The organism is Hahella chejuensis KCTC 2396 (assembly GCF_000012985.1).
Taxonomy (GTDB): domain Bacteria; phylum Pseudomonadota; class Gammaproteobacteria; order Pseudomonadales; family Oleiphilaceae; genus Hahella; species Hahella chejuensis.
The window spans coordinates 6,349,002-6,370,000 of the sequence record NC_007645.1; the positions used below are offsets into that span (position 1 = coordinate 6,349,002).

Sequence of the window (20,999 nt, forward strand, 5' to 3'; positions counted from 1 at the left end):
TACTCCAAAATTAAAAACGGTAATGGGAGAAAGCCTTATTAGCTTCCGCCATACGATGGACGTCTTCACGCTTCTTGACAGCAGCCCCACGGCCTTCAGCAGCTTCCAGCATCTCAGCCGCCAGACGTGCAGCCATAGACTTCTCACCACGCTTACGGGAGTACTCAACCAACCAGCGCATAGACAGCGCCATTTGACGAGATGGTCGAACTTCTACAGGCACCTGATATGTAGCGCCACCTACACGACGGGACTTAACTTCAACCAAAGGCTGAATGTTTTCCAGAGCAAGTTCAAATGTTTCAATTGGCTCTTTTTTGGCTTTGTTGGACACAATATCCAGAGCACCATAAACAATACGCTCCGCTACTGACTTCTTACCACTTTCCATTACGTGGTTAATGAACTTAGCCAGTTTCTTACTTCCGAACTTAGGATCCGGCAGGATTTCACGCTTCGCAGCGACTCTTCTTCTTGGCATGATAAGCCCTCAAAAATAAAAAAGGTCTTCAGGTAAATCTGACATGACTAAAAGCCAGCCAGCCTTACTCTTATCCAACAACTATTATCAAGACTTGCCACGCTTGGCGCCGTACTTAGAACGACCCTGTCTACGATCGTTTACGCCAGCAGTATCCAAGGTTCCACGCACGGTGTGGTATCGCACGCCTGGCAAGTCTTTTACCCGGCCGCCGCGGATCAACACAACACTATGCTCTTGCAGGTTATGACCTTCACCACCAATGTAAGAGGTTACTTCATAACCATTTGTTAAACGAACACGACACACTTTCCGCAAAGCTGAGTTCGGCTTTTTCGGGGTAGTCGTATATACACGGGTACATACGCCGCGACGCTGCGGACAACCTTGAAGCGCTGGAACATCGCTTTTCGCGACTTTACGGCTTCTAGGCTTGCGTACCAATTGGTTAATGGTTGCCATTCAAGCTTACTCCGTTAACAACAGATAGATATTTAGTGCCCAACTATAATAAGGGCGCCAAGTGTACTGACGCCCATTCAACGAGTCAAGGCGACTGAGGCTAAAAAACCACCAGCCGCCTTCGACATTGCAGATTATTTATTCAGTTCTGCGCTCAACGCCTGAACAACATCTGCTGCGCTAACGCCACCTTCCTTCTGCATGCGCTTGCGTCTTCTCTCCTGATGGTAAGCAGACCCAGTTCCAGCAGGAATAAGTCGACCTACAACTACGTTTTCTTTCAGACCACGTAGATGATCCTGCTTACCAGTTACGGCCGCTTCTGTCAGAACGCGAGTAGTCTCCTGGAACGATGCAGCAGAAATGAAGCTTTCTGTCGCCAAAGACGCTTTAGTTATACCTAGCAATACTCGTTCGTACCGCGCAGGCATCTTCGCCTCTTCTCCAGCCTTCTCGTTCTCTTCCAGAAGTTTCACCAGCTCAACCTGATCTCCTTTAATGAGAGTGGTATCCCCAGAACTCAACACATCAACCTTACGAATCATCTGGCGTACGATAACTTCAATATGCTTATCATTTATAACAACGCCTTGAAGACGGTATACATCCTGAATTTCGTTAATGATGTACTTAGCCAGCTCACCAACCCCCAGCAACCTCAGAATGTCATGCGGGTTAGATGGGCCGTCAGAGATAACCTCTCCCTTCTCTACGCTCTCACCTTCAAATACGTTTAGCTGACGCCATTTAGGAATCAAAATCTCAAATGGATCAGTATTATCGGTTGGCGTAATAACTAGACGCTTCTTACCTTTGGTTTCCTTGCCAAACGAAACAATCCCTGAAATTTCAGCAAGTATTGACGGCTCTTTAGGCTTACGAGCCTCGAACAAGTCAGCAACTCGCGGCAGACCACCTGTAATGTCGCGCGTCTTGGATGACTCTTGCGGTATCCGCGCAATTACATCACCAACCTCAATAGTATCCCCATTCTTCAAACTGAAAAGTGAGTTTGGAGGCAGAAAATACTGCACCGGAGTATCGGTACCTGGGAACTTCATCTCTTTGCCGTTTGCATCAAGCAATTGCAGCATCGGACGAATATCTTTTCCAGAAGCCGGGCGATCCTTCGGATCCATTACCTCAATATTAGACAGACCTGTAATTTCATCTGTCTGGGTCTTAACAGTAATGCCCTCTTCAACACCAACAAAGATCGCTTTACCGCCAACTTCTGTGATAATCGGGTGCGTATGTGGGTCCCATTTGGCGACGATCTCACCTGCGGCAACCTGTTGACCTTGCTTAACACTCAGCTCAACACCGTATGGAAGCTTATACCACTCCCTTTCCCGACCAGCTTCGTCTGCAATCGCCAAAGCAGATGACCGAGAGACTACAACCAAGTTGCCATTCTTTCTCTCAATGTGTTTCAAGTTATGCAGACGAACGGTTCCACCATGCTTAACTTGAATGTTATCGACTGCAGAAGCTCTTGATGCAGCACCACCGATGTGGAAAGTACGCATCGTCAACTGTGTTCCCGGCTCGCCGATTGATTGGGCAGCGATTACGCCAATAGCCTCACCGACGTTAACCAAGTGACCACGCGCCAAATCACGACCATAGCAGCTTGCACATACGCCGTATTTGGTTTCACACGTGATCGGAGAACGAACCAAGATCTCGTCAACGCCCGCCTTTTCAAGCGTTTCTACAGTAGTTTCGTCAAGCAATGTCCCCGCAGGAACAACGACATTCTGGTTGTCAGATGCAGAGTACACATCACTTGCCGTAACACGACCCAGTACTCGATCCCCCAAAGGAACAACAACGTCGCCGCCTTCAATATGGGGAGTAACCAGCAGACCTTCGGAAGTGCCGCAATCCAAATCGGTTACGACCAAGTCCTGGGCGACGTCAACCAAGCGACGCGTCAAATATCCAGAGTTAGCAGTCTTCAATGCCGTATCCGCAAGACCTTTCCGCGCACCGTGCGTAGAGATAAAGTACTGGAGAACGTTCAACCCTTCCCGGAAGTTAGCCGTAATCGGCGTCTCGATGATAGATCCATCGGGCTTCGCCATCAGACCACGCATACCAGCCAACTGACGTATCTGAGCCGCAGACCCCCGTGCACCAGAGTCAGCCATGATGTAAACAGAGTTAAAGGAATCCTGATCGACTTCTTTACCGTCTTTATTCACGACCTTTTCTTTTCCAAGACGATCCATCATCGCTTTGGAAACTTTATCGTTGGCGCGTGACCAAATATCAATAACCTTATTGTACTTCTCGCCCTGAGTTAGCAGACCGGAAGCAAACTGCGACTCAATCTCTTTAACTTCATTTTCCGCAGCGTCAATAATCTTCGCCTTCTCATCAGGAATAACGAAATCGTTAACACCAATTGATGCGCCGGAGAGAGTCGCATAATAAAAGCCGGTGTACATGATCTGGTCAGCGAAAATGACCGTTTCCTTTAGACCAACTCGACGGTAGCAAGCGTTGATCAGACGTGAAATCGCCTTTTTGGTCATGTTCTGGTTAACCAACGAGAACGCTAGACCTTCCGGGAAAATATCAAACAGCAACGCGCGACCAACGGTGGTATCAAGGACAGACACGGTGACGGTCTTGTTGCGGTCTTCGTCAATAACGACGTCGCGAATCCGGACCTTGACCTTTGCCTGAAGGTCAACCTTCTTAGCCCCGTAAGCGCGTTGCACTTCCTTGATATCGGAGAAAACCATTCCCTCACCCTTCGCATTAATACGCTCCCTGGTCATAAAATAGAGACCAAGAACAACGTCCTGCGAGGGAACAATAATAGGATCCCCGTTAGCAGGCGAAAGGATGTTGTTTGTAGACATCATCAATGCACGCGCTTCCAACTGAGCTTCCAGCGTCAGTGGAACGTGCACAGCCATCTGGTCACCGTCAAAGTCCGCGTTATATGCTGTACACACTAACGGATGCAGCTGTATCGCCTTACCTTCGATAAGAACAGGCTCAAACGCCTGAATACCCAATCGGTGAAGAGTTGGCGCGCGGTTCAACATGACAGGGTGTTCCCGGATAACTTCGTCCAGGATATCCCAAACAACAGCCTCCTCACGCTCAACCATCTTCTTGGCGGCTTTAATCGTTGTAGCCAAACCACGATGTTCAAGCTTGGAGAAAATGAACGGCTTAAATAGCTCCAGCGCCATTTTCTTAGGCAATCCGCACTGATGCAGACGCAAGGTCGGGCCTACAACGATTACAGAACGACCAGAGTAGTCAACTCGCTTACCAAGCAGGTTCTGACGGAAACGACCCTGCTTACCTTTGATCATGTCAGCCAAAGACTTCAACGGACGCTTATTGGAACCAGTAATCGCGCGGCCACGACGGCCATTATCCAACAACGCATCTACAGACTCCTGCAGCATCCGCTTTTCGTTACGCACGATGATGTCTGGAGCATTCAACTCCAGCAGGCGCTTCAGACGATTGTTTCGGTTGATGACGCGACGATACAAATCATTCAGGTCACTTGTAGCGAATCGACCGCCGTCAAGAGGAACCAATGGGCGCAGATCCGGCGGCAGAACCGGCAATACTGTGAGAATCATCCACTCGGGATGATTACCAGATTCAGCAAAAGCTTCCATAAGCTTCAAACGCTTGGATAGCTTCTTGATCTTGGTCTCAGAGTTAGTATTTGGAATTTCTTCACGAAGTCGCTCAATTTCGTCTTCTAGCTCCAAATCAGCCAGCAGTCCCTGGATTGCTTCGGCGCCCATGCGAGCGTCAAATTCATCTCCGAACTCTTCCAACGCTTCGTAATACTGCTCGTCGGAAAGCAACTGCCCTTTCTCAAGGGTAGTCATACCTGGATCAATGACGATAAATGATTCGAAATACAAAACGCGCTCGATATCTCGCAGAGTCATATCCAGCAGCAAGCCGATACGGGAAGGCAAAGATTTCAAAAACCAGATATGCGCAACTGGCGAGGCCAACTCAATATGCCCCATACGCTCACGGCGAACATTGGCCGGAGCAACTTCTACGCCGCACTTCTCACAAATAACGCCTCTATGCTTAAGACGCTTATACTTCCCACAAAGACATTCATAATCTTTGATTGGGCCGAAAATTTTGGCGCAAAAAAGCCCATCCCTTTCCGGCTTGAAAGTTCTGTAATTAATAGTTTCGGGCTTTTTGACTTCACCAAATGACCATGAACGGATCATATCAGGCGACGCCAAGGAGATACGAATCGAGTCAAACTCGTGAGCGTAGTTCTGATTTTTAAGTAAGTTCAGCAAATCTTTCATTGGCTAAGGCCTCTGACTGATCAATAGAAGCGATTTTCTCGCCCCTTAGTTAATTCGGTTTGCAGCAAACACCCGCTCTTTACTTCAGTTGCGGGTGTTTGTGAAGGTTCATGCCGCGTCTTAGTTGGCCTCGAGTTCGATATCGATACCCAAAGAGCGGATCTCTTTAACCAATACGTTAAAGGACTCTGGCATACCCGGCTCCATACGGTGATCGCCGTCTACGATGTTCTTGTACATCTTCGTACGACCATTAACGTCATCGGATTTAACCGTAAGCATTTCCTGCAACGTATACGCTGCGCCATATGCTTCCAGTGCCCAGACCTCCATTTCCCCGAACCTTTGTCCACCGAACTGGGCTTTACCGCCCAACGGCTGCTGCGTAACCAAACTGTAAGAGCCGGTAGAACGAGCATGCATTTTATCGTCGACCAAATGGTTCAACTTCAGCATGTACATATAGCCCACAGTTACTTGACGTTCGAAGCGCTCACCGGTACGACCGTCATACAGCCAGACCTGCCCGCTATCATCCATGTCCGCAAGACGCAGCATCTCTTTGATTTCTTTCTCTTTGGCGCCATCGAAAACAGGTGTAGCCATAGGCACGCCTTTCTTCAGGTTGGCCGCCAAGACCAGAACTTCGGAGTCAGACAATGAGTCCAAATCTTCGTTGCGTCCGCCAATCCCGTTATAGATCTCGTGCAGGAACTTGCGAATTTCCGCGGCTTGCTTCTGCTCCGCCAGCATCCTGTTGATTTTATCACCAAGCCCTTTCGCCGCTGCGCCCAAATGAGTCTCAAGAACCTGTCCCACGTTCATACGGGACGGTACGCCCAACGGGTTCAATACGATATCGACCGGGTTGCCCTGCTCATCGTAAGGCATATCTTCAACTGGCTTGATCGCAGAAATAACACCTTTGTTCCCGTGTCTTCCCGCCATTTTGTCACCAGGCTGAATACGACGCTTCACAGCAACATAGACCTTGACGATTTTCAAAACGCCTGGAGCCAAGTCATCGCCAGACTGCAACTTGCGCTTTTTATCTTCGTAACGGTCTTCGATACTCTTACGACGCTCTTGCAACTGCCCTTCCGCCTTTTCAAGCAGTTCATTCAGTTGTTCGTCCGCCATGTTCAACTTGAACCATTCTTCTTTCTCGAATGCGTTGAAGTGAACTTCAGTCAGAGTATCGCCTTTCTTCAGACCAGGACCGCCAATTACTGACTGGCCCAGCAATGCCGACCGCAAGCGCTCGAACGTTGCGCCTTCAACGATTTTATACTCATCGTTTAGGTCCTTGCGGAACTTATTCAGTTCAGTTTGTTCGATTTCCTTCGCGCGCTGATCTTTCTCAACGCCATCGCGGGTAAACACTTGAACATCAATAACTGTTCCGCGCATACCAGTCGATACGCGCAGGGAAGTATCCTTCACATCAGAGGCTTTCTCACCAAAGATAGCGCGCAGCAGTTTTTCTTCTGGCGTCAACTGAGTTTCACCCTTCGGCGTCACTTTGCCGACCAGAATGTCGCCTGGCTCAACTTCCGCTCCAATATAGATAATTCCGGAGTCATCCAATTTCGCCAACGCGCTTTCGCCCACATTGGGAATATCCGCTGTAACTTCTTCCGGCCCTAGCTTGGTATCCCTTGCAACGCAAGTGAGCTCCTGGATATGAATCGTGGTGAATCGGTCCTCCTGTACAACTCTCTCAGACACAAGGATGGAGTCCTCGAAGTTGTAACCATTCCAAGGCATAAACGCGATGCGCATGTTCTGCCCCAGCGCCAGTTCCCCCAAGTCAACAGATGGACCATCAGCAAGCACATCGCCACGCGCAACTTCGTCACCTTCCATCACCAGAGAGCGCTGGTTGATGCAGGTGTTCTGGTTGGAGCGCTGGTACTTAGTGAGGTTATAGATATCAACCCCAGCGTCGCCGGCTTCGGTTTCATCATCGCTCACACGAACAACGATACGAGCAGCGTCAACGCTAACAACAACCCCACCGCGCCGCGCAACCACGCACACGCCGGAGTCCTGGGCCACATAACGCTCCATACCTGTACCAACCAGAGGCTTTTCCGCCTTCAGCGTAGGGACAGCCTGTCGCTGCATGTTCGATCCCATCAATGCTCGGTTAGCATCATCGTGCTCCAAGAACGGGATCAGAGACGCCGCCACAGATACAACCTGACGAGGTGATACATCCATCAACGTCACTTTTTCAGGCGGCATTACGGTAAACTCGTTCTTATGACGAACTGTTACCAACTCGTCAATCAAGCGACCGTTTTCGTCAACTGCCGCGCTTGCCTGTGCAATAACGTAGTCGCTCTCTTCAATAGCAGACAGATACTCAATATCGTCAGTCACCAAGCCGTCCACGACCTTACGATACGGACTTTCCAGGAAGCCGTAGGTATTTGTGCGGGCGTATGTGGCCAGTGAGTTGATCAGACCGATGTTTGGACCTTCAGGCGTCTCAATAGGACAAACACGACCATAGTGAGTCGGGTGTACGTCGCGCACTTCAAAGCCAGCGCGCTCGCGCGTCAAACCACCAGGTCCCAACGCAGAAACACGACGCTTATGCGTTACTTCAGACAGAGGGTTATTCTGATCCATAAACTGAGACAACTGACTGGATCCGAAAAACTCCTTTACAGCTGCAGCAACTGGCTTGGCGTTGATCAGGTCCTGAGGCATAAGCCCCTCAGACTCCGCCATGCTCAGACGCTCTTTCACCGCACGCTCAACGCGAACCAGCCCTACACGGAACTGATTCTCGGCCATCTCACCGACAGAACGCACACGACGGTTACCAAGATGATCGATATCATCCACAACGCCTTTACCATTACGGATATCGATCAACGTCCTCAAAACGTCAATAATATCTGAATGACTCAGAACGCCCAGCCCTTCTGTTTCTTCGCGCCCCAATCTGCGGTTGAACTTCATGCGCCCAACAGCGGAAAGATCATAACGCTCTTCTGAAAAAAACAGGTTGTTGAACAGATTTTCCGCTGACTCTTTTGTCGGCGGCTCACCTGGGCGCATCATGCGATAAATTTCGACCAAAGCTTCTAACTGTGAACGCGTCGCATCAATTCTTAGCGTATCGGAAACGAAGGGGCCACAATCCAAGTCGTTGGTATAAAGCGTTTCAATTCTCTTGATGCCCGCTTTTTCAATCTTCTCGATAGCGTCGTCAGTAATCTCAGTATTACACTCAACAATCACTTCCCCAGTTGAAGGGTCAGCGATATTAGTTGCAGTAACTTTGCCTAATAAATAGGAGCTTGGAACACGCAGACGTTTTAGGCCCGCCTTTTCCATTTGTCGAATATGTCTGGCTGTAACCCTACGCCCTTCTTCTACGATTAGGTTGCCCTCGTCATCTTTAATTTCAAAGATGGCGATATCACCACGCAGACGGCTAGGAACCAAATCCAGGAAGTATTCGCCGCCCTCTACTTCAAACAGACTGTTCTCGAAGAACATTTCGAGCATTTCGTCAGCGGCGTATCCCAAGGCGCGCAAAAGTATTGTCGCCGGCAGCTTTCTACGACGGTCTATACGAACGAACACGCAATCCTTCGGATCGAACTCGAAGTCAAGCCAAGATCCGCGATAAGGAATGATCCGCGCCGAATAAAGCAATTTGCCGGAGGAGTGAGTCTTGCCTTTATCGTGATCAAAAAATACGCCTGGAGATCTATGGAGCTGAGATACGATGACACGCTCAGTCCCATTGATAACGAAAGTTCCGTTTTCGGTCATTAACGGAACTTCTCCCATATAAACTTCTTGTTCCTTGATATCTTTAATCGCCTTCGTAGACGATTCTTTGTCATAGATGATCAAGCGAACTTTAACTCTTAAGGGCGCCGCATAGGTAACGCCGCGCAGCTGACACTCAGCTACATCAAATACGGGCTGGCCCAGCCGGTAACTTACATATTCTAGGGCCGCATTTCCCGAAAAGCTGACAATTGGAAATACCGACTTGAACGCAGCGTGCAAGCCGACTTCCTGCCGGTCTTCGATTGCTACGTCTTGCTGTAAAAAATCATGATAGGAGTCTAGCTGTATGGACAGGAGGTACGGAACGTCCATTACTGCTGGAAGCTTTCCGAAGTCTTTACGAATTCGTTTTTTCTCGGTATAGGAGTATGTCATCGATATTCCCCAGCTTTCTTCAAACTGACTCTGGTGTGCTCGAAGGAGTTCGACAACCGCAAATGCTTATTACGGTTCGTGCGAAATTTTGGTCGCAAAGTTATAGCTTGCACAACGGAAAACGGCTGACGTTGAATAAACGCCAGCCGAATTCTTCTTTAATAGCCTAAAGCTAGCAAAGTTTTACTTGAGTTCAACCGTAGCGCCGGCTTCTTCAAGTTCTTTCTTAGCTTTTTCTGCGTCGTCTTTGGAAAGAGCTTCTTTAACAGTTGAAGGCGCGCCGTCAACCAGATCTTTAGCTTCTTTCAGGCCCAGACCAGTGATGCCGCGAACTACTTTGATCACGTTCACTTTCTTCTCGCCTGCAGACTGCAGAACTACGTCAAATTCGGTTTTTTCTTCAACTGCTGCTGCGTCAGCAGCAGGGGCTGCAGCTACTGCAACTGCAGCTGCTGCGGAAACGCCGAACTTTTCTTCCATTGCTTCAACAAGCGCAACTACATCCATTACGCTCATTTCTGCGATTGCATTAAGGATATCGTCTTTTGACAGAGCCATTTCTAAAATCTCCTAAAAGCCAAAAATAAAAAACCGTTATGCCGCTTCTTGCTTCTTGTCGCGAACTGCCGCAACTGCACGTGTCACTTTCGAAGGAATTTCGTTCAGTGTCCGTGCAAGCTTGGTGACAGGCGCTTGCATTACGCTCATCAACATCGCCAGAGCCTGATCCCTTGTCGGGAGTTTGGCCAGACGATCGATCTGATCAGCGCCAAGCATCTCACCACCAACAGCAAGAGCCTTGATTTCAAACTTGTCGTTTTCTTTTGCATAGTCCTTGAGCAAGCGAGCTGCCGCTCCTGGATCTTCCATAGAAAACGCCAAGATTGTGGGGCCAACAAAAGCTTCGCGCGCGCACTCATACTCAGTGCCTTCAACAGCACGGCGAGCCAGAGTGTTACGCACAACCCTCAAAGAAACGCTTTCTGCACGAGCTTTAGCGCGCAGTTCAGACATTTTATTCGAGGTTACGCCTCTATAGTCGGCAATCACCAATGACAAGGCCTTACTGGCAGTCTCATTGACTTCAGCGACAATCGCTTTCTTGTCTTCGAGTCTAATTGCCACCGGATTTCTCCTATGTGTACCGGCCAAGCCGGTTAGTCGTACTATGTCTCACTGAGACGTTTACGGCTTTTAAGCAGGAAAACTACTACCAGCCGTCTGCGCAGGAACTTTTAATCTTCCCGGCTTACGCCGGGAAAAGCCTGCGGTCTTGGACAGCCTACGGCTTATGCCGAAAGACCACCAAAATCTTCATATTTATACAGCCAAGCTATTCTGATCAATCAACAGACCTGGGCCCATTGTTGATGACAGGGTCACCTTCTTGAGGTAAACGCCTTTCGCTGAAGAAGGCTTAATTTTCTTCAGATCAGCAATCAAAGCTTCCAAGTTCTGTTTGATGTGCTCCGCAGAGAACTCAACGTTACCTAGAGGAGCATGAATGATGCCGTTTTTGTCTGTTCTGTAACGAATCTGGCCCGCTTTAGCGTTATTAACCGCCGCTTCAACGTCAGCAGTTACAGTTCCTACTTTGGGGTTAGGCATAAGGCCACGAGGCCCTAAAATTTGGCCTAACTGACCAACAACACGCATAGCGTCTGGAGTTGCGATGACAACATCGAAATCCAAGTTGCCTTTTTTCACTTCTTCAGCCAAGTCGTCCATACCTACGATATCAGCGCCAGCCGCTTTTGCTTTATCAGCATTTGCGCCCTGCGTGAACACTGCAACACGAACAGTTTTTCCTGTCCCGTTTGGCAGGACAGTAGAGCTGCGGACCACTTGGTCTGATTTACGAGCATCCACTCCAAGGTTCACGGATACATCGATAGATTCTTTAAATTTCACAGGGGCGGACAGCTCAGTCAAAAGGGCTACCGCCTCTTCTACACTGTACGCTTTACCAGCTTGCACTTTTTCACGAATCGCCTTTTGGCGTTTAGTCAACTTAGCCACGTTTTACTCCTCTACGTTCAAACCCATGCTTCTAGCTGTGCCAGCGATAGTTCGAACAGCAGCGTCGAGGCTACCCGCAGACAAGTCAGGCATTTTAACATTCGCAATTTCTTCCAATTGCGCACGATTTACTGTACCTACCTTTTCTGTATTCGGACGGCCAGAGCCGCTCTTAATACCAGCCGCTTTTCTAAGCAATACTGAAGCAGGTGGAGTTTTAGTAATAAACGTAAAGCTACGATCACTGTATACGGTAATTACAACTGGAGTCGGCAAACCAGGCTCAAGATTCTGGGTCTTGGCGTTGAACGCCTTACAGAATTCCATGATGTTTACACCGTGTTGACCTAATGCAGGACCAACAGGGGGACTTGGATTAGCCTGGCCGGCTTTTACTTGCAACTTGATATAGGCATTAACTTTCTTAGCCATTTTTCCTCCTAATGGGTTTAACGCACTTAGTGCTCCCCGAACAGACACAAAAAGCTCGCCCCACCTAAGGCGAAGCGAGCAGTCGTCATGCGAACTTTAATCTTTTTCGACCTGACTAAACTCCAGGTCGACTGGCGTTGAACGGCCAAAGATAAGAACCGCCACTTTCACCCGACTTTTTTCGTAGTCTACTTCTTCAACCACACCATTAAAGTCGGCAAAAGGACCATCAATGACACGAACCACTTCACCAGCCTCAAACAAGGTTTTCGGTTTAGGCTTATCTGCGCCGCTTTCAACTCGACGAAGAATTGCCTCAGCCTCCTTGTCACTTATAGGGGCAGGCTTATCAGGAGTGCCGCCTATAAAGCCAAGCACACGAGTTGTGGACTTGACCAGGTGCCAAGTATCATCATTCATTTCCATTTGAACAAGCACATATCCAGGGTAGAACTTGCGCTCACTCTTGCGCTTCTTTCCCTCTTTCATCTCTACGACTTCTTCTGTAGGAACCAAGATCTCACCAAACTGATCTTCCATCCCTTTAAGCACTATGCGCTCCTTAAGGGAGCGCATAACATGCTTCTCGAAGCCGGAGTAGGCTTGAACAACAAACCATCGCTTAGACAAAGGCCTTCTCCTACCCTATTAAGCCTGACACAAGCCAGCTGATCAGGGAATCAATGACCCATAGCAGCAACGCCACTACAAGGACAAAGACAACCACTATCAAGGTTGTCTGAGTCAACTCGGGCCTGGTTGGCCAAACCACCTTCCTTATCTCCATGCGAGCATCTTTGAGCAAAACCAAGAGAGCCTTTCCTTTCTCCGTTTGCACAGCGACGAAACCCGCCACCAGAGCCAAAGCGACCAAAGCAAGCACACGATAAAGAAGCGACTGATCAGCGTAAAAGGAGTTACCAACAACCCGTACGGCAACCAAAGCAACAACAAGCAGCCACTTCAGCTTATCGAAAGCTCCAGAGCTTTTCTCTATGTTTGAAGACATAACCACCCAAACCCAAAATTTAAGGTGGCAGGCCAGGAGGGAATCGAACCCCCAACCTGCGGTTTTGGAGACCGCCGCTCTGCCAATTGAGCTACTGGCCTACCTTAAAAAAGGTTACTCGAAAATTTTAGCAACAACGCCAGCGCCCACTGTACGGCCGCCTTCACGAATCGCAAAGCGCAGCCCCTCTTCCATCGCGATCGGAGCGATAAGGCTGACTTTCATTTTTACGTTGTCGCCCGGCATAACCATCTCTACGCCTTCTGGCAACTCACACGCACCAGTCACATCCGTTGTACGGAAGTAGAACTGAGGACGATAGCCCTTGAAGAAAGGAGTATGACGGCCACCCTCGTCTTTGCTCAGTACGTATACTTCTGATTCAAAAACGGTGTGCGGAGTAATAGTTCCTGGCTTGGCCAGTACCTGACCACGCTCTACATCATCACGCTTAGTGCCGCGCAACAACACTCCAACGTTCTCACCTGCACGACCTTCGTCCAGCAGCTTACGGAACATCTCAACGCCAGTACAGGTAGTCTTGGTAGTATCTTTGATACCAACAATCTCAACTTCCTCACCAACCCTGACAATGCCGCGCTCTACACGACCAGTTACAACTGTGCCGCGACCAGAGATAGAGAATACGTCTTCGATCGGCATCAGGAACGGCTTATCAATGGCGCGCTCAGGCTCTGGGATGTAAGCATCCAGAGTCTCAACCAGCTTCTTAACAGCGCTAGTACCCATACCGTTATCGTCCTTACCTTCCAACGCCAACAACGCGGAACCAACGATAATTGGAGTGTCGTCGCCTGGGAATTCGTACTGGCTCAGCAGGTCGCGAACTTCCATCTCAACCAATTCCAACAGCTCTTCATCATCAACCATGTCCGCTTTGTTCAGGAACACGACGATGTAAGGAACACCAACCTGACGCGCCAGCAGGATGTGCTCACGAGTCTGAGGCATAGGGCCGTCAGCTGCGGAACACACCAAAATAGCGCCATCCATCTGCGCCGCACCAGTGATCATGTTCTTCACATAGTCAGCGTGCCCAGGGCAGTCAACGTGCGCATAGTGACGAATGGGAGATTCGTACTCAACGTGAGAAGTCGCGATAGTGATACCACGCGCCTTTTCCTCTGGAGCATTATCGATACCGTCAAACGCTACCGCCTGACCACCCCAAACTTCAGAACATACGCGGGTCAAGGCCGCTGTCAAAGTAGTCTTACCGTGGTCAACGTGACCAATGGTGCCTACGTTTACGTGAGGCTTACTACGCTCAAACTTTTCTTTTGCCATTTGACCATCCCCTAAAGAAATGCAGCAGCCGAGACTTCAGTGAATTAATTAGTGGAGCTCATGACCGGAATTGAACCGGTGACCTCATCCTTACCAAGGATGTGCTCTACCGACTGAGCTACATGAGCAAAACCAATACCACAAAGCGTGGAGCGGGCAGCGGGAATCGAACCCGCGTCATCAGCTTGGAAGGCTGAGGTAATAGCCACTATACGATGCCCGCACTTGAATAAGTGGTGGAGGGGGCTGGATTCGAACCAGCGAAGCTTGCGCGTCAGATTTACAGTCTGATCCCTTTGGCCACTCGGGAACCCCTCCCAGAACAGGCTCACCCACCACAAGGTGAAACCCTAGAAAATGGAGCTGGTGGACGGAATCGAACCCCCGACCTGCTGATTACAAGTCAGCTGCTCTACCAACTGAGCTACACCAGCTCTACATCTCGCCTGTTTCGCGAGGCCGCTATACTACGGAAGTTCCACACCCGATGCAATACTTTTACAAAAAATTTGTCTCTTATTTGTGTTTAAGTTTCTTTCATCCAAAACTTTATCCACCCTCGCCACTGTTTGAAGGTTCGCCTCCTCCTTTGTAGCCACCCAATACTCAAGCCGTTCCTTTGGAACCTCCTTAATCTTGGCGTCATAGCCCTCACTTATTCTCTGCTTCAGCAGGCGGTTTGCCGAATCCACATTTTTAAATAAACCCAGAGAAATACCATTCCGCAGCTCCCCTTGACTAATTAGGTAGCTGTCAATCTTCCTCACTTGAAGCTCTCGCAATTTAATTATCGCAGTTTTACGACTCTCCACTGGCTCTAAATAGACCCAGTACTCGGGCGCCAAGCTAATATTCTTAGGAAATGCAACAGATTCAACATCTCTTTTTTCTAAAGCTATTTTTAAACTTTGAGCCTGAGCATCACCCTCAAAAGGCCCCATCAAGAGGCAAAGCCTCTCTCCTTTCGAAACTGGCGTTTCCGGGAGCTTTTCTATACTGGACTTATCCCCGACCTCTTCTTCTTGCACATCAACTTCACTAAGCAACGTTAAGCGGTTAGCGCCAACCCCAGATAACGCAACCCTATTCCGAACTTCCTCTAGCCCCTCTCGTTTTTGCAGCTCAAGCCATTGAACGGCAAAAACGAGCCCATTCAGCATAAGTAAAGAAATAAAGATCCAGCGCACAGGTCCAACCCCAATCAGTTCACAGGAACAGCATTAGCAACAATTCGCAACCCGTCCAAGACCAAGTCTTCTACATAAGTGTATGCCTCATCATTTCCCAACAAGGCTTTTACGCCCCCCCCTGTACAAACTATTCGACTTTCAGCACATCGACGCGCAACACTTAAAACAAATGCTTTTTGCATATAATACACTCCCCTCTCAATACACTCTCTAGTGGAGCTACCTGGAATAAGTTCAGAATCGTACCCATAGGTTCCTTTAAGCGCCGCCGTGTTTACATTTAGAGACTTCAACATCAGCGCGCCCCCAGGAGCAATGTATCCGCCCTTGTGCACTCCAAATTTATCCACATAATCCACCGTAACGGCAGTACCACAATCAATAACACACAGATCTTCTGGATACTTACTATAGGCCGCAATTAAAGCAAGCCACCGGTCAACCCCCAATGATGCATAGTCCGCATATGCGTTTACCAATGAGCCATACGAAGACGCCGTTTTCGCCCAGAAAACATCTTTTATATCCTTTAGGACCTCTCGAATCGCATCATCAACTTCCTTCGAGGAGACGCTACTAACAAAAGCTCTACAGGCCCCCTTTGTTGGCATACTCCATTTCTGAGCATTGGCGCCATAGATAATGATCCCTCGATCAATCACTCTACCAGACTCAACGAGACGCCACTTTAACCCTGAATTCCCCGCATCAAGATCAAGCTCTTTCATGAGACCGGCCTAACTGTGATTTCCCCTCCAGCAAGAGATCTGAGACACCCATCTTCCCCTCGAACCAGGGCATACCCTTCATCGGAAACCCCCAAGTATTCACCGCTCCAACATTTATCTCCACTCATGACCATTACATTCCGCCCCTTGAGCAGGTCATATTCATCCCACAGCTCTCTCAAGCCAGCAAACCCTTCAGCTTTGTAAGACTCAAGACATGCCAAGACGGAGTCAGCCAGGGCCACGCATAGCTGATCCCTATCCACTCTTACATCACACGACTCAGATAAAGCCGTCCAGGGCTGATCAATAGCCTGCCCCGCCTCCCGCTCCATAAGAACATTAACTCCCAAACCGATAATCACATGCACAGGCCCCTCTTGCTCACCTTGCACTTCCAACAATAGCCCCGCCAACTTTTTCTCGGAGTACCAGACATCATTTGGCCATTTTAGGGAAACTTGTATACCACATACCGTTTTTATAGCATCGGCAACAGCCGCACCTATCGCAAGACTTAAACCATTTAGGACCGAAAACCCACCAGACAACCTAACAGCCACACTCATGTAAATATTTTGAGCAAATGGACTAACCCACACCCTCCCCCTTCTCCCCCTGCCCGCCGTCTGCCTTTCTGCGAGCAAAATATCATACAGGCCAACGGGTAAATCCTTGCTACTTTCAAGAAGCTCTGCGTTAGTGGAGCCTACAGACTTTAGCACGTTAAACTCACGCACCCTTTCCCCCCAACGCTCTTTTAGAGCGTTGCGCAGTCGCAACTCATCGAGCAAATACAAAGGGCGCTCAAGCCGATACCCCTTTCCCTTAATTGACTCGACCTTTAGCCCATAACCCGCCAATTGCGAGACCTGCTTCCACACTGCAGTCCGCGTCACCCCCAAAAGCCCACCCAGCTCCACCCCAGAATGAAACTCACCATCAGAAAGTATTTCGACCAATTTCTCATTCATACATCAAGCCTTTTCTGACCTTCCCTTTTAAAGAGGAAGCTTCCGATTATGACAAAGTTCCCATTTGGCCAAAACCACAAAATCATAGACAGCTCGCGCGCCCAATTTCATACCGCAAACAGGGCCCTTCACGCCCAACCACAGCTGCACAGATAAAATAGAGTCGACCCCAAAACCTCGACAGGAGTCACCTTTGAATGCGTAAACCGCTGAAGGTTGCCACCCATTCCACGTGAAGCCTGCCACCCGGACCGGAGCAAGGCTGCCACCCATCGGAGCGTAGCGACGCGGGGTTTCTCTTCTTACTCCGAAGTCTCGGCGCCCGTCAACTTTGCCTGCTGTTTCCGCATGGACTCGCCCCTGAGATTGATCTTGTAGGCGTTGTGAACCAGACGATCCAGAATGGCATCTGCGAGGGTCGCGTCACCGATCAGTCCGTGCCATTCCTCAATGGGTAATTGGCTAGTGGCGATGGTGGAGCGCCTTCCGTGCCGGTCTTCCAGAACCTCCAGCAAGTCTCTTCGGTTCTCCGCGCTCAGCTTCATCAGCCCCCAGTCATCCAGGATCAGCACGTCAACCTTGGCGAGGCTGGTCAGGAGTTTCGAGTATTGCCCGTCGCCTTTGGCAATGATCAGCTCCCGCAACAGTCGGGTCAGGCGCACATACTGTGCGGTGTAGCCTTCCCGGCAGGCCTTATGCGCCAGGGCGCAGGCCAACCAGGTTTTGCCGACCCCGGTGGGGCCGGTGATGAGCACGTTCAGGCGCTCCTTTACCCACTGGCATCCAGCCAGTGACTGGACCAGTCCTTTATCCAGGCCTCGTGAGTTCCGGTAATCCAGGTCTTCGAGGATGGCGGCGTGTCGCAGCTTGGCCCGGCGCAACCGGCTGCTCATGCGCTGGTTGTCCCGCTCGGTCATTTCCCGGTCGACCAGCAATCCAAGGCGCTCCTCGAAGCTCAGGTCGCTGATGTCGGGGGTGGCCGACTGATCCTCCAGGGCGGCGGCCATGCCGGTTAACTTGAGAGCGTGGAGTTTATCCAGTGTGGGATGTTTCAGCATGTCAGGTTCCTTTAGTGGTAGTAGGCGGGACCGCGGATGTTGTCGTGGGTGTCGGGCAGGGCCAGCTCCTGCTGCTCTTCCAGAGGTTGCTGATCCAGGCGATGCTTGAGGATGGACTCAATGCTCTTGTAGCGGTAGCTACCCAGCGTGAGCGCCCGTTGGCAGGCGGCTTCGAGCCGTGTCTCCCCATAGCTCCGCCCCAACCGGAGAATGCCCAGGCAGGAGCGGTAAGCCTGCTGTGGGTGTTTGCGGGCGCCCAATGCGGTGCGGATAAGCTTCTCCGTCGCCAGCCCGGTCTTGGCCGCCCAGGCGATTAGCCGCTCCGCAGACCACTCACCGGCTTGGCGATGGGACTCTGGCATGTGAGCGGCGATGGTGCTATGCCGGCCCTTCTGATCCGAACGCCGATGGCTGGCGATCCGGTTGCCTCGGTAGAAGCATTCGATGGTGTTGTGGGTCATCCTGACCTCCACCTCTTTCTTGATCAGGGTGTAAGGCGCCGAGTAGTAATGCCCGTCGATGGCGATGTGGTAGTCGATGTGTACCCGGGCTTTCCTCCACTCAGCGTAGACATACGGCTCTGCGGGTAGCGGTTGTAGAACCGGTTTGTCCAGCTGTTTGAAGTGATCGAGCCGGCAGCCGGGCAACTTACGGAAGGGGCGGTTGTTGAGCGTCTCCAGTAGCTCACGAATGGTGGCGTTGAGTTGCCCCAGGGAGAAGTGCTGACGGTGGCGCAGGGCCGCCAGGATCCAACGCTCGACGATCAATACGCCGCCTTCCACCTTGGCCTTGTCGCGGGGCTTACGAACCCTTGTCGGGACAATGGCGACGCCATAATGGGCGGCCATGTCCTGATAGGTTGGGTTGAGATCCGGTTCGTAGCGGTGGGCCTTGCTGACACCGGAGCGAAGGTTGTCCGGAACCACCAGTTCCGGCGTCCCGCCCAAGAACTCGAAGGCCCGGATGTGGGAGCCAATCCAGTCTGGCAACGACTGGCTCCAGGTGGCTTCGGCATAGGTGTAATTGGATGCGCCCATCACCGCCACAAAAACCTGTGCTTCATGGATCTCACCGGTGGTGCGGTCAATAACGGGCACGGTGTGCCCGGCATAGTCCACAAACAGCTTCTCACCGGCCCGATGGTCCTGGCGCATCACCAAGTCCAGCTTGCCGCGCCAGATTCGGTAGTGCTCGCAGAACCAGCTGTATTGGTAGCCGTTCGGATTGGCTTCCCGGTACTCCTGCCAGAGCAGGAACAGGGTGACGTTCTTGCCCCGGAGTTCTTCGTGGATTCGCCGCCAGTCCGGAATACCCCGGGCCTGTGCTGGCAGGTCTGGCGGCGGCGGGAAGAGCAACTGCTCCAACTGGGCTCCACTCAGATTCTCTGGCAACGGCCAGCTAACATCCGCTTCGGCGGCCCGTCGGAGATACTCGCTTACGGTGGGGCGGCTGATGCCGCAGGCTTCTGCAACCTGCCGGTTGCTCAGCCCGCGCTCCCACTTGAGGCGAAGGACTTCTTTAATTTTACGCATGGATAACCTCTTCGCTGGCATCTGGCCCTCTCCGGATGAAAAGGGTCAAGAGTACCGTTAGTTATCCCGCACCGAACGTTTTGATGGGGAATTCAGGCAGCGTGCCGGGGTGGCAGCTTTACCGTGGAATGGGTGGCAGGCTTCGTCTGGAATCAGTGGCGACCTTGGTCTGGAATACGCAGCTTGAAGATGAAACCGGCTCAATCAATATCCTTGTCTGGAAAAAAACAGCGATAGCGCAAATGGATATTCTGGTCAAAGCGCGGCTGCTAATGGTATATGGGGAGTTAGATAAGGACGAGGAAGGAAGGGTAGCGCACGTCCTCGCCCATCGCTTGACAGACCTGACGCCGCATCTCGAAGAGCTGGAATCGCGCTCGAGGGACTTTCACTGAGCGTTGAAGGAAGGTTGTCTTAGGAGGATGGGGATAGATGATCCAGCACAGCTGGTGTTCTTTTGACATAAAAAAAACCCGTCACGGGGACGGGTTCTTCGTATTAAGAGCCTGACGACGACCTACTCTTGCATGGGAATCCACACTACCATCGGCGCTGGACTGTTTCACTTCTGAGTTCGGAATGGGATCAGGTGGTTCCAGTCCGCTATGATCATCAGGCAAAACCGTTAAGCTTTGTCTTAGTTCTAGCTTGTCTAGTTGGCGCTTGGTCAGAAGACCTTTAACTTGGATAAGCAGTTATACTCAATCAATACCGGTAAATTACTTCGGTGTTATATGGTCAAGCCTCTCGGGCAATTAGTACTGGTTAGCTCAACGCCTCGCAGCGCTTACACACCCAGCCTATCAACCTCGTGGTCTACAAGGGCCCTTTAGGAGGATCAAGTCCTCAGGGAGATCTTATCTTGAAGGGGGCTTCCCGCTTAGATGCTTTCAGCGGTTATCCCGTCCGAACGTAGCTACCGGGCAATGCGATTGGCATCACAACCCGAACACCAGCGGTTCGTTCACTCCGGTCCTCTCGTACTAGGAGCAACTCTCCTCAAATCTCCAACGTCCACGGCAGATAGGGACCGAACTGTCTCACGACGTTCTAAACCCAGCTCGCGTACCACTTTAAATGGCGAACAGCCATACCCTTGGGACCGGCTTCAGCCCCAGGATGTGATGAGCCGACATCGAGGTGCCAAACACCGCCGTCGATGTGAACTCTTGGGCGGTATCAGCCTGTTATCCCCGGAGTACCTTTTATCCGTTGAGCGATGGCCCTTCCATACAGAACCACCGGATCACTAAGACCTACTTTCGTACCTGCTCGACGTGTTTGTCT

General features: G+C 50.6%; 17 protein-coding genes, 5 tRNA genes and 2 rRNA genes (1 of these 24 only partly in view). 1 reads left to right on the forward strand and 23 read right to left on the reverse strand.

Features of this window, described 5'->3' with window-relative positions; genetic code table 11:
* Nucleotides 1-10: 10 nt before the first annotated feature.
* From rpsG to istA, 21 genes are all read right to left on the reverse strand, one after another.
* Nucleotides 11-481: a 30S ribosomal protein S7 gene (gene rpsG / locus HCH_RS27980; RefSeq protein ID WP_011399924.1), complete on the reverse strand. Its 471-nt coding sequence runs from the start codon at nucleotides 479-481 to the stop codon at nucleotides 11-13.
* Nucleotides 482-568: 87 nt separating this feature from the next.
* Nucleotides 569-943, reverse strand: coding sequence for a 30S ribosomal protein S12 (rpsL, locus tag HCH_RS27985; protein WP_011399925.1), 375 nt, complete (start codon nucleotides 941-943; stop codon nucleotides 569-571).
* A gap of 134 nt (nucleotides 944-1,077) precedes the next feature.
* Complete coding sequence (gene rpoC, locus HCH_RS27990) at nucleotides 1,078-5,268, reverse strand: DNA-directed RNA polymerase subunit beta' (RefSeq protein ID WP_011399926.1); 4,191 nt, start codon at nucleotides 5,266-5,268, stop codon at nucleotides 1,078-1,080.
* A 120-nt stretch (nucleotides 5,269-5,388) separates the two neighbouring features.
* Nucleotides 5,389-9,462 carry a DNA-directed RNA polymerase subunit beta gene (rpoB, locus tag HCH_RS27995; protein ID WP_011399927.1) on the reverse strand — a complete coding sequence of 1,358 codons (4,074 nt, stop codon included), beginning with the start codon at nucleotides 9,460-9,462 and terminating at the stop codon, nucleotides 5,389-5,391.
* A gap of 183 nt (nucleotides 9,463-9,645) precedes the next feature.
* Nucleotides 9,646-10,020 carry a 50S ribosomal protein L7/L12 gene (rplL, locus tag HCH_RS28000; protein ID WP_011399928.1) on the reverse strand — a complete coding sequence of 125 codons (375 nt, stop codon included), beginning with the start codon at nucleotides 10,018-10,020 and terminating at the stop codon, nucleotides 9,646-9,648.
* A gap of 36 nt (nucleotides 10,021-10,056) precedes the next feature.
* On the reverse strand, nucleotides 10,057-10,587 hold the full coding sequence (rplJ, locus tag HCH_RS28005; RefSeq protein ID WP_011399929.1) for a 50S ribosomal protein L10: 531 nt from the start codon (nucleotides 10,585-10,587) through the stop codon (nucleotides 10,057-10,059).
* A 195-nt stretch (nucleotides 10,588-10,782) separates the two neighbouring features.
* Complete coding sequence (gene rplA / locus HCH_RS28010) at nucleotides 10,783-11,481, reverse strand: 50S ribosomal protein L1 (protein ID WP_011399930.1); 699 nt, start codon at nucleotides 11,479-11,481, stop codon at nucleotides 10,783-10,785.
* Between the two features lie 3 nt (nucleotides 11,482-11,484).
* Complete coding sequence (gene rplK, locus HCH_RS28015) at nucleotides 11,485-11,913, reverse strand: 50S ribosomal protein L11 (RefSeq protein ID WP_011399931.1); 429 nt, start codon at nucleotides 11,911-11,913, stop codon at nucleotides 11,485-11,487.
* A gap of 96 nt (nucleotides 11,914-12,009) precedes the next feature.
* Nucleotides 12,010-12,543, reverse strand: a complete 534-nt coding sequence (gene nusG, locus HCH_RS28020; protein WP_011399932.1) for a transcription termination/antitermination protein NusG — start codon at nucleotides 12,541-12,543, stop codon at nucleotides 12,010-12,012.
* 10 nt (nucleotides 12,544-12,553) lie between these two features.
* Entirely contained in the window at nucleotides 12,554-12,922 is a 369-nt protein-coding gene (gene secE, locus HCH_RS28025; protein WP_041600015.1) for a preprotein translocase subunit SecE, read from the reverse strand.
* A 25-nt stretch (nucleotides 12,923-12,947) separates the two neighbouring features.
* Nucleotides 12,948-13,023: transfer RNA gene (locus tag HCH_RS28030), tRNA-Trp, on the reverse strand.
* Between the two features lie 13 nt (nucleotides 13,024-13,036).
* Entirely contained in the window at nucleotides 13,037-14,230 is a 1,194-nt protein-coding gene (gene tuf, locus HCH_RS28035; RefSeq protein ID WP_011399922.1) for an elongation factor Tu, read from the reverse strand.
* A 52-nt stretch (nucleotides 14,231-14,282) separates the two neighbouring features.
* Nucleotides 14,283-14,358 (reverse strand) — tRNA-Thr (locus HCH_RS28040).
* A 20-nt stretch (nucleotides 14,359-14,378) separates the two neighbouring features.
* Nucleotides 14,379-14,453 (reverse strand) — tRNA-Gly (locus HCH_RS28045).
* An 11-nt stretch (nucleotides 14,454-14,464) separates the two neighbouring features.
* Nucleotides 14,465-14,548, reverse strand: a tRNA-Tyr gene (locus tag HCH_RS28050).
* Between the two features lie 40 nt (nucleotides 14,549-14,588).
* Nucleotides 14,589-14,664: transfer RNA gene (locus HCH_RS28055), tRNA-Thr, on the reverse strand.
* A gap of 33 nt (nucleotides 14,665-14,697) precedes the next feature.
* On the reverse strand, nucleotides 14,698-15,258 hold the full coding sequence (locus tag HCH_RS28060) for a hypothetical protein (protein WP_238384938.1): 561 nt from the start codon (nucleotides 15,256-15,258) through the stop codon (nucleotides 14,698-14,700).
* A 173-nt stretch (nucleotides 15,259-15,431) separates the two neighbouring features.
* Nucleotides 15,432-16,148, reverse strand: coding sequence for a type III pantothenate kinase (locus tag HCH_RS28065; protein ID WP_011399936.1), 717 nt, complete (start codon nucleotides 16,146-16,148; stop codon nucleotides 15,432-15,434).
* Nucleotides 16,145-17,122 carry a biotin--[acetyl-CoA-carboxylase] ligase gene (locus HCH_RS28070; protein WP_041598981.1) on the reverse strand — a complete coding sequence of 326 codons (978 nt, stop codon included), beginning with the start codon at nucleotides 17,120-17,122 and terminating at the stop codon, nucleotides 16,145-16,147. Before HCH_RS28070 ends, HCH_RS28065 begins: the two co-directional genes overlap by 4 nt.
* A gap of 302 nt (nucleotides 17,123-17,424) precedes the next feature.
* Nucleotides 17,425-18,180 carry an IS21-like element ISSpu5 family helper ATPase IstB gene (gene istB / locus HCH_RS28075; protein ID WP_011399938.1) on the reverse strand — a complete coding sequence of 252 codons (756 nt, stop codon included), beginning with the start codon at nucleotides 18,178-18,180 and terminating at the stop codon, nucleotides 17,425-17,427.
* Nucleotides 18,181-18,191: 11 nt separating this feature from the next.
* Complete coding sequence (gene istA, locus HCH_RS28080; RefSeq protein WP_011399939.1) at nucleotides 18,192-19,733, reverse strand: IS21 family transposase; 1,542 nt, start codon at nucleotides 19,731-19,733, stop codon at nucleotides 18,192-18,194.
* Between the two features lie 14 nt (nucleotides 19,734-19,747).
* Between istA and HCH_RS34920 the strand changes: the two genes are divergently transcribed.
* Nucleotides 19,748-20,107, forward strand: a complete 360-nt coding sequence (locus HCH_RS34920) for a nucleic acid-binding protein (protein WP_011399940.1) — start codon at nucleotides 19,748-19,750, stop codon at nucleotides 20,105-20,107.
* Between the two features lie 109 nt (nucleotides 20,108-20,216).
* Here the strand turns inward: HCH_RS34920 and rrf are convergent.
* Nucleotides 20,217-20,329: ribosomal RNA gene (rrf, locus tag HCH_RS28090) — 5S ribosomal RNA — on the reverse strand.
* 117 nt (nucleotides 20,330-20,446) lie between these two features.
* Nucleotides 20,447-20,999, reverse strand: a 23S ribosomal RNA gene (locus HCH_RS28095); it runs 2,338 nt beyond the window's last position.